General features: G+C 67.3%; 13 protein-coding genes and 1 riboswitch. Of the genes, 8 read left to right on the plus strand and 5 right to left on the minus strand.

Going from position 1 to position 13,872, the window contains the following annotated elements; all coding sequences use genetic code 11:
• The first annotated feature begins 108 nt into the window (after positions 1 to 108).
• Positions 109 to 1,218 (plus strand): GTP cyclohydrolase II RibA, encoded by a 1,110-nt coding sequence (gene ribA / locus V5F68_RS19800; protein ID WP_394015850.1) that lies wholly within the window; start codon positions 109 to 111, stop codon positions 1,216 to 1,218.
• Between the two features lie 174 nt (positions 1,219 to 1,392).
• On the plus strand, positions 1,393 to 2,142 hold the full coding sequence (locus tag V5F68_RS19805) for an SDR family oxidoreductase (protein WP_394015849.1): 750 nt from the start codon (positions 1,393 to 1,395) through the stop codon (positions 2,140 to 2,142).
• Positions 2,143 to 2,216: 74 nt separating this feature from the next.
• On the opposite strand, the gene V5F68_RS19810 is transcribed toward V5F68_RS19805, so the two are convergent.
• On the minus strand, positions 2,217 to 3,062 hold the full coding sequence (locus tag V5F68_RS19810) for an oxidoreductase (protein ID WP_394015848.1): 846 nt from the start codon (positions 3,060 to 3,062) through the stop codon (positions 2,217 to 2,219).
• Positions 3,063 to 3,181: 119 nt separating this feature from the next.
• Positions 3,182 to 3,703 carry a MarR family winged helix-turn-helix transcriptional regulator gene (locus V5F68_RS19815; protein WP_394015847.1) on the minus strand — a complete coding sequence of 174 codons (522 nt, stop codon included), beginning with the start codon at positions 3,701 to 3,703 and terminating at the stop codon, positions 3,182 to 3,184.
• Between the two features lie 128 nt (positions 3,704 to 3,831).
• Here V5F68_RS19815 and V5F68_RS19820 point away from each other — a divergent pair, with 128 nt between their 5' ends.
• Together V5F68_RS19820 and panE are read left to right on the plus strand one after the other, a co-directional pair.
• Entirely contained in the window at positions 3,832 to 5,238 is a 1,407-nt protein-coding gene (locus tag V5F68_RS19820; RefSeq protein WP_394015846.1) for an MATE family efflux transporter, read from the plus strand.
• A gap of 50 nt (positions 5,239 to 5,288) precedes the next feature.
• Positions 5,289 to 6,209, plus strand: a complete 921-nt coding sequence (panE, locus tag V5F68_RS19825; RefSeq protein ID WP_394015845.1) for a 2-dehydropantoate 2-reductase — start codon at positions 5,289 to 5,291, stop codon at positions 6,207 to 6,209.
• Positions 6,210 to 6,273: 64 nt separating this feature from the next.
• Here the strand turns inward: panE and V5F68_RS19830 are convergent, their stop codons facing one another.
• Positions 6,274 to 6,837 (minus strand): cytochrome b, encoded by a 564-nt coding sequence (locus tag V5F68_RS19830; RefSeq protein ID WP_394015844.1) that lies wholly within the window; start codon positions 6,835 to 6,837, stop codon positions 6,274 to 6,276.
• Entirely contained in the window at positions 6,834 to 7,901 is a 1,068-nt protein-coding gene (locus V5F68_RS19835; RefSeq protein ID WP_394015843.1) for a catalase family peroxidase, read from the minus strand. Before V5F68_RS19835 ends, V5F68_RS19830 begins: the two co-directional genes overlap by 4 nt.
• Before the next feature lie 224 nt (positions 7,902 to 8,125).
• A riboswitch (cobalamin riboswitch) is annotated at positions 8,126 to 8,336 on the plus strand.
• Positions 8,337 to 8,443: 107 nt separating this feature from the next.
• On the opposite strand from V5F68_RS19835, the gene V5F68_RS19840 reads away from it, so the two are divergent.
• Genes V5F68_RS19840 through V5F68_RS19855 form a run of 4 tightly spaced genes read left to right on the plus strand, consistent with a single transcriptional unit; the run spans position 8,444 to position 13,152 of the window.
• Positions 8,444 to 10,447, plus strand: coding sequence for a TonB-dependent receptor plug domain-containing protein (locus V5F68_RS19840; RefSeq protein ID WP_394015842.1), 2,004 nt, complete (start codon positions 8,444 to 8,446; stop codon positions 10,445 to 10,447).
• 7 nt (positions 10,448 to 10,454) lie between these two features.
• Positions 10,455 to 11,366 carry an ABC transporter substrate-binding protein gene (locus V5F68_RS19845; RefSeq protein ID WP_394015841.1) on the plus strand — a complete coding sequence of 304 codons (912 nt, stop codon included), beginning with the start codon at positions 10,455 to 10,457 and terminating at the stop codon, positions 11,364 to 11,366.
• Positions 11,363 to 12,370 carry a FecCD family ABC transporter permease gene (locus V5F68_RS19850; RefSeq protein ID WP_394015840.1) on the plus strand — a complete coding sequence of 336 codons (1,008 nt, stop codon included), beginning with the start codon at positions 11,363 to 11,365 and terminating at the stop codon, positions 12,368 to 12,370. The genes V5F68_RS19845 and V5F68_RS19850 overlap by 4 nt, the downstream gene beginning before the upstream one ends.
• Positions 12,367 to 13,152 (plus strand): ABC transporter ATP-binding protein, encoded by a 786-nt coding sequence (locus V5F68_RS19855; protein ID WP_394015839.1) that lies wholly within the window; start codon positions 12,367 to 12,369, stop codon positions 13,150 to 13,152. Before V5F68_RS19850 ends, V5F68_RS19855 begins: the two co-directional genes overlap by 4 nt.
• Positions 13,153 to 13,215: 63 nt before the next feature.
• Here the strand turns inward: V5F68_RS19855 and V5F68_RS19860 are convergent, their stop codons facing one another.
• Positions 13,216 to 13,800, minus strand: a complete 585-nt coding sequence (locus V5F68_RS19860; protein WP_394015838.1) for a biliverdin-producing heme oxygenase — start codon at positions 13,798 to 13,800, stop codon at positions 13,216 to 13,218.
• Positions 13,801 to 13,872 lie beyond the last annotated feature (72 nt).

A 13,872-nucleotide genomic window follows, 5' to 3' on the forward strand; every position in this document is an offset into this window, starting at 1 on the left:
AAGCGTGCGCGCGTACCAGCCGGATGCGGCGAGGTGAGCGCCGCAGGATGCACGACGGGGCTTGCAGAAACGCGGCCGTGGCACATGTTAGTGGGTGAAGAGGCTGTAATGTCCCCTAGTTTGAATATTCTGGGTCGTGCGGATCCGCGTATCACCGCTGTTGAGCGCGCCATTTCCGAACTGCGCTCCGGCCGGCCGGTGCTGCTGTCGCAAGGCGAGGATCGCGCGCTTGTGATCGGCGCCGAAGCTTTCGACGCGACGCTAGCCGCCGCCTTCGCCGACCATGTCCGGGGCATCGGGCGTCTCGTGCTGCCGGGGCCGCGCCTGTCGCGCCTCGGCTCCCCGCGCGACGAGGACGGATCGATCGCCTTGCCGCAGATGGATCCGGAACGCGTCGAAGCGCTCACCCTCAAGGTGGACGCGCGCGTCGATGCACCTGTGGCCCCCGCCACTGCGCTGGATCTCGCCGCGCTCGATCTTCTCGGCCTCGCGCTCGTCCTCCCGGCGGCGGTGCTCGCGCCCAATGACGGCGTCGGGCTCGAACAGGTGTTGCGGGTGGATGGCGCCGATATTGCCGCGTTCCGCGCTCACCAGGCCGCCAGCCTCACCATCGTCGGCCGGGCGCCGGTGCCATTGGAAGGCGCGCCGGAAACCGAATTCGTGGTGTTTCGTGGTGGCGAGGGCCTGCGCGACCAAGTTGCGATCATTGTGGGCAAGCCGGATCTCTCCCAGACCGTGCCGGTCCGCCTGCATTCGGCGTGCCTGACGGGAGATCTGTTCGGCAGCCTGAAGTGCGATTGCGGTGACCAGCTGCGCGACACGGTCCAGCGCATGGCCCGTGGAGCCGGCGGGGTGCTGCTGTATCTCGATCAGGAAGGGCGCGGCAATGGCATCGCCAACAAGATGCGCGCCTACAAGCTGCAGTCCGAAGGCTACGATACGTATGATGCCGACGCCGTGCTCGGTTTCGGGCTCGACCAGCGGCGCTTCGATTTTGCCGCCGAGATGCTGCGGCAATTGGGGGTGAAGGCGGTTCAGCTCATCACCAACAATCCGCAAAAGATTGCGGCGCTGAAGGCAGCGGGCCTGGACGTGGTTGCGGAACAACGGGTGCTCGGCCGCCCGACTTTGGAGAACGTGCGTTACCTCGCCTCGAAGCGCGACCGCGCCGGCCATTACATCGATTTTGAAGTGCTGGCCGCCCGCGCCCCAGATTGAGCGCGGGCGCGCCGCCCCCTGCGGCAGCTAAATCAAAACGATTGAAATCTCCCCCCGCTTAGGCTTTCCATGGCGGGCTGCTCGTTGCGCGGCATAAGGTCCGCGCGCCGTCGCTCCATGGGCTTACCTCCAGGCGACGGGAAGAGACTTGAGAAGATCGGGGAGAGAGACTTCATGACCGCCACCAAGATCGCCCTTGTCACCGGCGCCGGCTCCGGCGTCGGCCGCGCCGTCGCACAAGCCCTTGCGGGCGCAGGCTACAGCGTGGCCCTCGCCGGGCGCCGCCGAGACGCGCTTGAGGCCACGGCCTCTTCGCTGGGCGGCGCGCCCGCGCTGGTGGTGCCGACGGATGTGACCGACCCCGCCTCCGTCGCCGCCTTGTTCGCCGCGGTGAAGGAAGCCTATGGCCGGCTGGACCTGCTGTTCAACAATGCCGGCACCGGGGCGCCCGGCGTTCCCATGGAGGATCTCACCTACGAGCAATGGCGGACGGTGGTGGATACCAACCTCACCGGGCCCTTCCTGTGCACGCAGCAGGCGATCCGGATCATGAAAGCGCAGACCCCCATGGGCGGGCGCATCATCAACAACGGCTCGATCTCGGCCCACACGCCCCGGCCCAATTCGGCGCCCTACACCTCGACCAAGCATGCCATCGCCGGGCTCACGAAATCGACCTCGCTGGATTGCCGCGCCTATGACATCGCCTGCGGCCAGATCGACATCGGCAATGCCGATACCGAAATGGCGCAGCGCATCAAGAACGGCATCATCCAGGCGGACGGCTCCATGAAGCCGGAGCCGATGATCGATGCCAAGCATGTGGCTGACGCGGTGCTCTACATGGCGAGCCTGCCGCTGAGCGCGAACGTTCAGACGATTACGGTCATGGCCACCAAGATGCCGTTCGTCGGGCGCGGCTGAGCCCCGACGCATCCACCACGCTGGCCCGTCCCCTTCTCCGCAGGCGAGGAGGGGACGGGCCGCAGGCCTCCTTCTTACTCCCGAAAATCCGTATCGGCCGCCACGCCCTCCCAGGCGTCGAGGTCGGCCGCCACGCGGGCGAGCTTGGTGCGGATGTTGCGATGGGCATCCGGCCCCAGGGCCAGACGCAACGGCGGCTTTTCCGCATCCACCGCCTGCAGGATGACCGCCACCCCGCGTCGGGGATCGCCCGGCTGCACGCCCGCGCGGGTGGGAACCGCCGTCCGCACCGCGCCCACGGTCTCCTCATAGGCGTCGATCCGGTCCGCCGCGAACGCGATGGAGCGGCCGAGAAAGTCCGTACGGAACGTGCCGGGCTCCACCAGGATCACCGAAATGCCGAGCGGCTCCACTTCGGCCGCCAGCGCCTCCGAGAGGCCCTCGACGGCGAATTTGGTGGCGCTGTAATAGCCATAGCCTGCGCGCGAGAGCAGCCCGAGATTGGAAGAGAACTGCACGATGCGCCCGCCCGTGCCCTGGCGCATCAGCGGTAGGGCGGCACGCGTGGTCTCGATGAGGCCGAACACATTGACATCGAACAGCGCGCGATATTCCTCCGGTGCCGCCTCCTCAACCGCGCCGAGAATGCCGTAGCCGGCATTGTTCACCAGCACGTCGAGCCCGCCGAATGCCGCCTGCGTTGCGGCGACGGCAGCCGCAGCATCACCGGGGTGCGTGACATCGAGCTTCGCCGCGCGCGCGGTGTCCGGATAACGGGCGGCAAGGTCTGCAAGCGTCGCGGGATCGCGGGCGGTCAGCATCACGCGGTCGCCGCGCGCCAGCACGGCCTCCGCGAGCACGCGGCCGAAGCCGGCGGAGCAGCCGGTGATGAGCCAGGTCCGGGAGGGGGCTTTCGTCATGGGAGCAGTCTCGATTCAGGCGGGAGCGATCCCCTTAGAAAGACCGCCGCGCCGTGGCGTCAAATCAATTTGCCATGTCGGTCGCACTGACTGAACGTCAGGGCGAACCGGGCGGATGCTCATTCGCAGATGTCGCTGGCGGAAAAGGCCTCGGCGAATTCCGGCGAGGCGATGCGCTCAAGCGCGGCGCGCAGCTCCGCCGCCTCGTCGTGACCGAACACCACCTCAAACCGCGCCTGCGCCTGCGCCCAGAGCGCCATGGATGCGTCCAGCTTCGCCTTGCCGAGCGGCGTCAGCACCACCCGGCGGCTGCGCTTGTCCTGTACATCCGGCACCAGAGCCACGAGGCCGTCGCGCTCCAGCGGCTTGAGATTATGTCCCAGCGCGGAACGATCGAGCACCAGGGCAGCGGAAAGTTCGCCCATGGTCGGCGTTCCGGCCCGCGCGATGTGGATGAGCAGTGAGCGCTGGGTGCCCTTCAAACCACACGGCGCCAGCACGGAATCGTACAGCTGCGATACGCGGCGCATGGCCTTGCGCAAAGCCGTGCCGTTGCAGCGCCCCGCGTTGGGATAAGCGCCCACCGCGGGGACGTCGGACGCGCGCTGGGTTTCGGCTGACAAATCCTTGTGCCCTGCCATTCCGTTGCTCCTCACGGGGCCGTCAATTGACGAATACGCGCATATGCCTCTATTTTCAAATTTATGGGCATATACCCGTAAATCAAGATCGCGCGGCTCTACCGACTTCCGGCCGATTGGAACCCGACATGCTCGATATCCCGTCCGATCAGGTCCGCGCCGCGCCCCCGCAGCCGCAGCCCATCGCACCAGCCGCCATGTCGTCCCGCACTCGGGCCCTTCTGGACGCCCCGGTGGTGCCCCTGCTCTTGCGCCTCGCGTGGCCCAATATCCTGGTCATGCTCGCCCAATCGAGCACGGGCCTGATCGAAATGGCTTTCATCGCCCGGCTCGGCGTCGATGCCCTCACCGGCATGGCGCTGGTGCTGCCGGTCCTGGTCCTGATGCAGAACATGTCCCAAGGTGCAATGGGCGGTGGCATTTCCTCCGCCATCGCCCGCGCCCTTGGCGGCCAGCGGCGGGCGGAAGCCGACAGCCTTGTGCTGCACGCGCTGCTCATCAATGCAGGCTTCGGCCTCACCTTTTCCGCGCTCGTTCTCCTGTTCGGCCACCATCTGTTCGCGTTGCTCGGCGGCAGCGGTGCATCGCTGGATGAGGCCATCACCTATGCCCACATCCTGTTCGCCGGCATGGTCCTGCTCTGGGTGTTCAATGCGCTGGCCAGCATCATTCGCGGCACCGGAAACATGCTGGTGCCGGGCCTCGTCATCTGCGGCGGCGCAGTGCTGCTGGCGCCGCTCTCTTATGCGCTGATCCTCGGATTCGGCCCGATTCCGTCCTACGGCATCGCCGGCGGGGCGATCGCCATGCTGCTTTATTACGCCGCCGGCACCGCGATCCTCGCCTGGTACGTCGCCAGCGGGCGCAACGTGGCGCGCTTCGCCTGGACCCGGCTGCACCTGCCCTATGCCTGGAATATCCTGAAAGTGGGGGCGGTGGCGGCGGTCAACACGATCCAGCTGAACCTGACGATCGCCGTCACCATGGCTCTTGTTGCCGCCCACGCGGGACCCGGCGCGGTGGCGGGCTTCGGCACCGGCACCCGGCTGGAATATCTGCTGCCACCCCTGGCCTTCGGGCTCGGCGGGCCGCTGGTGGCGCTGGTGGGCACCAATATCGGCGCGGGGCAGAACAGGCGGGCGCTCCGCATCGCGCTGATCGGCGGCGGCTTCGCCTTCGCGTTGACGGAAACGGTGGGCATCGCCGCCGCGATCTGGCCAGCCGCCTGGCTCGGCCTGTTCGATGCGACGCCCGAAATGCTGGCGGTGGGCACGGTGTATCTGCGCATCGTCGGCCCGTTCTTCGGCTTCTTCGGGTTGGGCATGACGCTGTATTTCGCCTCCCAGGGCGCCGGGCGCCTCGGCTGGCCGCTTCTCGCCAGCCTGCTGCGCATGATCATCGCCACCGCCGGCGGCGCGCTGGTGCTTTCCGCCACCGGTTCGTTGTACTGGTTGTTCGCGGTCTATGCTTTCGGCCTGTTTGCCTATGGCACCGTGGTCGGCATATCGATCGCCTCCGGCTCCTGGTTTCGCTAGAGCGGTCTTCCACCCCCCCACCGACTCGGATCGGTTTATCGGAGCAAACGATGCGTATTCTCGTGGTCGGTGCCGGTTCCACCGGCGGCTATTTCGGCGGTCGCCTCTCTCAGGCGGGACGCGACGTGACCTTCCTCGTCCGCCCCAACCGGGCGGCCCGCCTTAGGGCCCGCGGGCTTGAGATCGTCAGCCCCCTCGGCGACGTGACGCTTCACCCCGGCATCGTGACCGCCGACGAGATCACCGGGCCGTACGATCTCGTTCTGGTCTCGGTGAAGGCGTTCGCCCTGGAAGCCGCGCTCGCCGACGTCGCCCCCGCCATAGGCCCGGATACCATGATCCTGCCGGTGCTCAACGGAATGAAGCACATGGATCTACTGGCCGCGCGCTTCGGGGCGGAGCGGCTCCTCGGCGGGGTCTGCAAGATCATGGGCCGCATCGACGACGAAGGCCGCGTCGTGCAGATGAGCCCGCTGCAGGAGCTCACCTATGGCGAAACCGACGGCACCCACTCGGCGCGCATCGAAGCCCTCGACGCCGTGATGCAGGGCTCCGGCTTCGACGCGCAGCTCTCGGATCACATCCTGCTCGACATGTGGGAGAAGTGGGTGTTCCTCGCGAGCCTCGGCGCCACCACCTGCCTGCTGCGCGGCAGCATCGGCGAGGTTGCGGCTGCCGGTGGTAAAACTGTCGCGCGCGCCATCGTCGCCGAATGCACCGCCATCGCGCAGGCGGCGGGTTTCGACCCGCGACCGGCCTTCCTCGCCTGGACACAGGCGCAGCTGACGACGGACGGCTCGCCCATGACCTCGTCCCTGTATCGCGATCTTAGCCAGGGCAATCCGGTGGAAGCCGATCAGATCATCGGCGACCTCGCCGCGCGCGCCCGCGCGTTCGACATACCGACACCGTTGCTGGAAGCGGTGGGCGTCGCGCTCAAGCTTTATGAGAACCGCCGCGCGCAGGCGTGATCCGCGCGGGAGCAGGATCGAGCGAAGGACGGCGCGCGCTGCCTGGAGCAGATCGCGCAGTCCATCACTTGGGAGCTGTGGCCTCGTCATGAACCGGGACCGGCGCCATGCTTTCGAAGACGCCGTCCCGCCGGATCAATCCGTGAAAAAGCGCCGCCGCGATATGGAGCAGAACCAGCGCGAAGAAGGCGAATGCGAGATAGAAATGCGCATTCCAGAGCAAGGCATGGAGGGCATCGCTCTGCGCAAGCAGAGGCGGCAGATGGATGCCCCCATAAAGCACCACCGGATACCCACCCGCGGACATCATGGCCCAGCCGACCAGCGGCATGGCGAGCATGAGACCGTAAAGCGCATAATGTGAAAGGTGCGCCCCGAGCCGCATCGGCGCTGGCAGATCTTCCGGCAAGGGCGGCGCGCCGTAGCGCAGACGCACCGCGAGACGGATCAGCGCGAGCGCAAGAATCGCGATGCCTAGCGTCTTGTGCGCGGCGAGAAGCGGCACGTATTTCGGCATGACGGTCGACACCATGCCCACGCCGATGAACAGCATCGCCAAAATGCACACGGCCATGACCCAGTGAAACAACCGCTGGACGAAATTGAAATGCGAATGATCTCTCGTCATGGCCGGGCTCCGGTCGCGGTATTCATGTCATGCGGATAATATTTAGCTTCCGAAGTCCGCAGATCGTACGATTTCGCGTAAGCCGATGAGCGTGCGGCCGGAAAAGGATCGTCGGAAACGCTGATGCCATCCGGCAGGATCGTCGGGTCGAAATTGATATCGCGACACGGGCCGTCGCGTTCGGCCTCGATGTGCTGAACCACAAGCGTTCCGACCTCCACGGTCCGCCGCCCCGGCGGCCACGCCTTGGTGGGATCCGAGGTGGGATCGCCCGGATTGGCCAGCGTGACCTCCAAGGTCCAGCGCTGCGGCGCCTGGCCCACCCGCGCGACGATGTCCTGCTCAAGATGATCCGGGCCGAGTTTTGCAAGTTCGTCCTTGGTCACCGGCACCACGCGCGCTTGCGGCACGAACGACCAGCGCACGGCCTGCTCCAGGCCGGCTTTGCTCTTGAAGACGAAGCTGTTGAGGCTGTTGTAACGCTCCTCCGCATAACTGGCGGTCCAGGGCGCGCTGCCGGCCCAGGCCCCAAACGCGGCAAACTCCGGATGGGCGGCGCCGAAGTCCTTCATCGCCTGCGGGTTCTTGTCGTGGGATGCGGTCAGCAGAGCGTAGAACGCCTCGGGCGTGGCCACGGGAAAGAACGGCAGATCGATCGTGGCGCTGCGCCAGACCTGCCCGCCTGGCGTGGTGATCTGGAGTCCCAGGCCGCGCACCCGCACGGTCGCGTCCGGCGCATTAGGGTCCGGTGTGCCGAGATTGAACCGGCCGAGCACCGGATATTGGCCCGGCGCGAAGACTTCTGCGCGCGAAAGCTCCGCGCCGTTCCCGTTCGATTCGAATATGCCGGTGAAGCAGATGCCCTTGGCATGATTGCGCCGGTGCCCAAGCGCCGGCCCCGAGGGAGGCGCGAGCGCCGCCACGATCTTGCCGGGGGTCAGCCGATCCGGCGAAAGCCAGCCTGCAGTATAAGCGAACGCGCCCGCGCCGGCCGCCATGACGGCGCCGATAAGCGCGAATGACGCAAGCGCGCGTTTGGGCGGCAATCCAGAGGGGTCGGTCATTCCATGTCTCCGTGAGACGGGTCGTCTTGACGGCCGAGGGATGTGCTCGTGCTGTCCACACTCGGGGAGAGACGTAACCTGTCGCGGCCGGCAACTCTTTCAAAAAGGCCTGCCGTTCGCGCCGCCGCAGGGCAGCGAGAGACTGCAGCATATCCCTGTCGCAGCGGCACTACTGGTCGTCCTTCGTGCGCGTTCGGCCAGCTTGACGGTTCGCCTGCGGTGCGTCTACCGTCATGGCGACGGTTCCCCTAGGGGATCAAAAGGGAACGCGGTGAGTCGGCGCCTGGAAACAGGAGTTGGGCGAAGCCGCGGCTGCCCCCGCAACTGTAAGCGGCGAGTCCTTCGTCATCAGCCACTGGGCCTTCAGGCCTGGGAAGGCGACGAGATGGACGCTGACCCGCGAGCCAGGAGACCTGCCGTCAGCCGTGGTCACGCGCGAGCACATTGGGCGGGGTGTCCTGATGGTGGTTTTTCCAGGCGGCTTTTCAGCCGCACGGAGGCCTCGTTCGCGGTGACGGACCACTCGTCCCGCTGAGGCCCCGATGCCTTCCGTCCCTGTTTTTCCCCCTCGCGGCGCCTCGCGCGCCGCCCGCAGATCCATACTTGCCGCGCTGTTGCTCTCGTCCGTATCCGAATTGGCCTGCGCCCAGTCGGCAGCGCCGGCTGCCGGCGCCTCCCAATCCATCGAGCTGCCCGAGGTGGTCGTCAGCGCCACCGGCATGCCGACCCCGGCGGACCAGGTCGCCTCCTCGGTGAGCGTCGTCACAGCCGAGGATATCGACCGCCAGCAATTGCGCACCGTTCCCCAAGTGCTTCAGTCCCTTCCGGGGCTCAACGTGGTGCAGACCGGCGGCCCCGGCGGGCAGACCTCGGTGTTCATCCGGGGCACCAATTCCAACCATGTGAAGGTGATGGTGGACGGCATCGACGCCGGCAATCCGTCCAGCCCCACCGGCGCCTTCGACTTCGGCCAATTGCTCGCCACGGACCTTGCGCGCATCGAGGTGCTGCGCGGTCCCCAGAGCGGCCTCTACGGCTCGGACGCGATCGGCGGCGTGATCTCCATTACCACCAAGAAGGGCGAGGGGCCGGCCAAGGTGTTCGGTTATGTGGAAGGCGGCGCGCTCGGAACCTTCAACCAGGCCGCAGCACTTAGCGGCTCAACGGAAAAGGTCGGCTATTCCTTCAACGTCACCCATTTCTCTTCGACCGACATCCCCGTCACGCCGCCCGGCATCGTGCCGCCCGGCTATCCGATCAACCCGAACGCCTATGACAACTGGACCTATTCGACCCGCCTCGATTTCCAGATGAGCGATGCATTCGCGGTCAATTTCGTCGCCCGCTACATCGACAGTGGGCTCGCCTACACGCCGGATGTCTATCCCCCGCCGCTGTACGAGGGCCTGCCGGCGGCGGAACGCTCCACCAGCCTCGCCAGCATGTTCTTCACCAAGGGCGAGGGGGTGTGGACTGCGCTCGACGGCGCGCTGAACACCACTTTCGGGGTCAGCGCGATGACCACATCGAACCCGACCACCGGACCGAATGCCGATGTGAACGGCCAATATGAGGGTGACCGGCAGACCTATTACCTGCGCTCGAACCTCGCCTTCGCCCCCGGACAGAATCTGCTGGTGGGCGTGGAGCGGCGCAACGAGGCGATGACCTCGTCCACCCAATACACCGATCTTTCCGCCAGCACCGGCGACACCGGCGTCTATGCCGAGCTCCAGGGCAAGCTGGGCGAGCGCTTCTTCGGGGCCGCGAATATCCGCTTCGACAGCGACGATACGTTCGGCGACCATTCCACCTTCCGCCTCGCGCCGGGCATTCTCATTCCCGAGACCGGCACCACGCTGAAGGCGAGCTACGGCACCGGCTTCAAGGCGCCGTCCCTCTACCAGCTCTATGCGCCCTATTACGGCAATGCGGCGCTGAAGCCGGAGGAAAGCACGGGCTACGACGCCGGTTTCGAGCAAGAGGTGTTGGGCGGGCGGGTGACCTTCGGCGCCACCTATTTCCACAACGACATCACCAATCTCATCAGCTACGACCCGGTGACGTACCAGAACGTCAACATCTCCAGCGCCACGACGCAGGGCGCGGAGACGTTCATTGCCTTTGCGGTGACAGACCGGCTGAAGCTGCGGGTCGATTACACCTACACGCAGGCGGTCGGCTACATGCCGCCCGACACCTCCTTCGGCGCCGCCTGCGCACCGCTGACCGACACCTCCTGCACCCCGCTGCGACGGCCCAACAACAAGGTGAGCGTCAGTGCGGACTGGAACCCCACCGACCAGCTCAATCTCTCCGCCACGCTGATCTATGCCTCCGCCTGGTGGGATGTCGTGCGCCTCACCAGCGATTACATCGACCAGCCGGGCTATACGGTGGTGAACGTCGCGGCGAATTATGCCCTGACACGACAGGCGACGCTGTTCGGGCGGATCGACAATCTGTTCGACCAGACCTATCAGAACCCCAACGGCTACCTTGCTCCCGGCTTCGGAGCGTACGGCGGCCTTAAGTTCACCTATTGAGGCGGCGATGAAGACCACGTCACGCCGCCACAACCCGCGCCGGGAAGGGGAATGGGTCCTGCGTTCACGACCGGCCCTTCGCCTTGCCGTGTGCGGCATCGCCGCCTTCCTCGGCGCCACGGCGGCCACCGCCGCGCCGAAGCCTTCCCGCATCGCTTCGCTCAATCTGTGCGGGGACGAATTGGTGCTGCGGCTCGCGGACCCCGGAAAGGTCGCCTCGGTGACCTATCTCGCCCGCGATCCGCGCAGCTCGAATGTCGCGGATCTGGCAAAGGCGGTCCCGGTGAACCGGGGCCTCGCCGAGGAGATCGTCCCGCTGGCGCCCGATCTCGTGATCGTCGGCGCATTCACCACCCGCGCCACCACAGCCATGCTGCAGCACCTCGGCTTGCCGATCTTGGAACTCGGCGCGCCGGACAGCCTCGAAGAGGCTTATGCCGAGATCCGAACCGTCGCCGCGCGCATCGGCGAGCCCGCGCGCGGGGAAGCGATGATCGCCGCCATGCAGCGGGACTTCGCCGACCTGCCGCCGGTCCCCGCGCATCCTGCCGCCGCCATCGTGCTGCGGCCGAACGGCTTCACCGCCGGACGCGGTTCCATCGTGGACGAGATCCTCGGGCGCGCAGGCTATGAGAACCTTGCGGCGCGGCTCTCCACGGATCGTCTCGGCCAGCTCAATCTGGAAGAAATCGTGGAAGCGCAGCCGGACCTGCTGGTAATCAACGGCGGCGGAGATGCGCCCCCCTCGCTGGCCGATGAGCTTCTGCACCATCCGGCCCTCACGCCGTTCACAGCGGACGGGCGCACGCTGTCCCTCCCCACCCGCCTGTGGACCTGCGCGGGACCCGAGCTCGCGCAGGCGGCCCAGCGCCTGGCAGCGAAACGGTTGTCGGCGGCACGCATCGGCATGGCGAGATGATGGATCGCGCCCGTCCCGGCCACGCCCTGCTGGTGACCGCCCTCGCCTTTCTCGTCCTTGCGCTGTTCGCGGGTTCCGCTGCCATCGGCTATGCGACGCTCGACATCTCCGCCGCCCTTGACGACCTGATCGCCGGGCGGCCAAGCCTGCCGGCGCTGGTTCTTTCGGAATTGCGCCTGCCGCGCGCCATCCTCGGCACAGCGGTGGGGTTCAGCCTCGGCATCACCGGCGCCGCGCTCCAGGGGCTCATGCGCAATCCTTTGGCCGATCCCGGCGTGGTGGGCGTATCCGGCGCGGCGGCGCTGGGTGCGGTGGTGGCCTTCTATTTCGGCCTCTCCGCGACCTTCTCCCTTGCCCTTCCGCTCGGCGGGCTCGTGGGCGCCGGCATCGCCACGGCCTTTCTGCTCATGCTCGCGCGGCAGGGCGTGGGAACGGCGACGCTGATCCTCGCCGGCGTCGCGCTCAACAGCCTGACCGGGGCGCTCACCGCGCTCGCCCTCAATCTCGCGCCAAGCCCCTATGCGGCGTTGGAAGTGGTGTTCTGGCTCATGGGCTCGCTGTCCGACCGCAGCCTTGTCCATGTGGCGCTGGCGCTGCCCTTCATGATCGTCGGCTGGGGCCTCGTGCTCTCCACCGGCCGCGCCATGGATGCGCTGACGCTCGGCGAGGATACCGCGGCGAGCCTCGGCTTTTCCCTCTCCCGCACGCGGCTGCTGGTGGTGGGCGGGGCCGCTGCGGCCGTCGGCGCGAGCGTGGCGGTGGCGGGCGCCATCGGCTTCGTCGGCCTGGTGGTGCCCCACCTGATGCGGCCGCTGGCAGGAAACCGGCCCGGCCGGCTTCTGCTGCTGAGCGGCCTTGCCGGCGCGGCGCTGACTCTCGGTGCCGACATCGCCGTGCGGCTCATCCCAACCCGGCCGGAGCTGAAGCTGGGCGTCGTCACGGCGATCATCGGCGCGCCGTTCTTCCTCGCCATGCTGCGGCGTCTGAAGGTGGAGGGCGAATGATCCTCGAAGCGCTCCAGGTCAGCGTCGCGCGCGGCACGGCCCGCGTGGTGCGCGATCTTTCACTCAAGGCACAGCCGGGCGAGCTGCTCGGCCTCATCGGCCCCAACGGCGCCGGCAAAACCTCTCTGCTGCGCGCGCTGTGCGGGCTCGAACCGCTCGCGTCGGGCCGCGTGACCTATGGCGAGCGCACCCTGGTTGAGATCGGCCGGCGCGCCGGCGGGCGCATCCTGGCCTATCTCGCGCAGGGCGGGCGAATCCATTGGCCTCTGCGGGTGGATCAGGTGGTGGCGCTCGGCCGCCTGCCGCATGGCGCGGCTGAGGTGGATGCCGCAACCGTGCGCGCCATGGAGGCGGCGGACGTGATGCACCTGCGGGAGCGGGCGGCCGGCTCCCTCTCCGGCGGCGAGCGCGCCCGCGTGCTGCTCGCGCGTGCGCTTGCGGTCGAAGCCCCGGTGCTGCTGGCCGACGAGCCGGTCGCCGCGCTGGACCCTTACCACCAGCTCCAGACCATGGAGTTGGTGCGCACCCTTGCGCGCGCCGGCACAACGGTCGTTGTGGTGCTGCATGACCTGACTCTCGCCGCCCGCTTCTGCGACCGGCTGGCCTTGATGAAGGACGGAGCCCTCCTGGCCGCCGGTCCGCCGGCGGAGGTGCTCACGTCCGAGCTGGTGGCGCGCGCCTATGGGGTTACGGTGGAGACCGGCACACGCGACGGCGAGCCGTTCGTCTTGCCTTGGCGGCGGTGCGATGCCGCGCATACCGAGCCGATGGTGCGCCCCTGAAGCGCACCATCGATGCACGCACCACGTGGGGCGGCCGGTCCTGGACCCGCCGCCCATTAGCGCTCAGGCGAGTTCCTCGCGCACCAGGTCAAGCACATGGGAGAATGCGCTGACGGTGGCGGCTTCCGCACGGCTATCCTCTTCCGACGTCAATGGGATGGCGTCGAGCGCTTCGGTGAAACGCCGCCAGTGCAGGCCGCGCCCTTCGGGATGGGCGGCGAGATGGCGGGCGCCGAAGTCTTCCGAGAGATCGAGCTTGATGGCCGCCTTCAGCAGGAAGGCCGCCCCCATGTTGGAACCTTCCACCACGTAGAGCCACCCGAGCGCTTCCGGCAGGGCCAGCACAGGCGCCGGCTCCGCAACCTCGGGCCGGGCGAGCCGGAGGTCCAGCAAATCGCTCTCCACGCGCGAAAGCCGCGCGCGGCTGGCGAGCTCCGGCAGAAGCTGTCGGAGCGCGGGCGCCGCGTAGAGCGGTGCGACATGATGGTGCAGACGATACTGAAAGCGCAGGAAGCGGGCGTAATTCTGCCGGCTGGCAAAGGGCGCGGCCTGCATCACGGTGTCGTCCACGCGCTGGTGGAATGCACTGGAAGTCGCGCGAAATCTCAGAATCCGGCTGGGATTCAACACATCTCCCTCGATGCTCATGTTCCGCACTCCGTTCTGTTCCGTGGCTTCAAGGCGCACGCGGCCGCACGCGTGCCCGACGTATTGAACGCC

It is taken from the genome of Roseixanthobacter pseudopolyaromaticivorans, from assembly GCF_043195145.2.
Lineage (GTDB): Bacteria > Pseudomonadota > Alphaproteobacteria > Rhizobiales > Xanthobacteraceae > NCEH01.

Excerpts from the sequence above, each read along its gene's own strand:
- V5F68_RS19845 (WP_394015841.1), top strand. The coding sequence starts at position 10,455 with ATGAAGACCACGTCACGCCGCCACAACCCGCGCCGGGAAGGGGAATGG.
- V5F68_RS19850 (WP_394015840.1), top strand. The coding sequence starts at position 11,363 with ATGATGGATCGCGCCCGTCCCGGCCACGCCCTGCTGGTGACCGCCCTC.
- V5F68_RS19830 (WP_394015844.1), bottom strand. The coding sequence starts at position 6,837 with ATGACGAGAGATCATTCGCATTTCAATTTCGTCCAGCGGTTGTTTCAC.
- V5F68_RS19835 (WP_394015843.1), bottom strand. The coding sequence starts at position 7,901 with ATGACCGACCCCTCTGGATTGCCGCCCAAACGCGCGCTTGCGTCATTC.
- V5F68_RS19805 (WP_394015849.1), top strand. The coding sequence starts at position 1,393 with ATGACCGCCACCAAGATCGCCCTTGTCACCGGCGCCGGCTCCGGCGTC.
- V5F68_RS19820 (WP_394015846.1), top strand. The coding sequence starts at position 3,832 with ATGCTCGATATCCCGTCCGATCAGGTCCGCGCCGCGCCCCCGCAGCCG.
- panE (WP_394015845.1), top strand. The coding sequence starts at position 5,289 with ATGCGTATTCTCGTGGTCGGTGCCGGTTCCACCGGCGGCTATTTCGGC.
- V5F68_RS19855 (WP_394015839.1), top strand. The coding sequence starts at position 12,367 with ATGATCCTCGAAGCGCTCCAGGTCAGCGTCGCGCGCGGCACGGCCCGC.
- V5F68_RS19810 (WP_394015848.1), bottom strand. The coding sequence starts at position 3,062 with ATGACGAAAGCCCCCTCCCGGACCTGGCTCATCACCGGCTGCTCCGCC.
- ribA (WP_394015850.1), top strand. The coding sequence starts at position 109 with ATGTCCCCTAGTTTGAATATTCTGGGTCGTGCGGATCCGCGTATCACC.
- V5F68_RS19840 (WP_394015842.1), top strand. The coding sequence starts at position 8,444 with ATGCCTTCCGTCCCTGTTTTTCCCCCTCGCGGCGCCTCGCGCGCCGCC.
- V5F68_RS19815 (WP_394015847.1), bottom strand. The coding sequence starts at position 3,703 with ATGGCAGGGCACAAGGATTTGTCAGCCGAAACCCAGCGCGCGTCCGAC.
- V5F68_RS19860 (WP_394015838.1), bottom strand. The coding sequence starts at position 13,800 with ATGAGCATCGAGGGAGATGTGTTGAATCCCAGCCGGATTCTGAGATTT.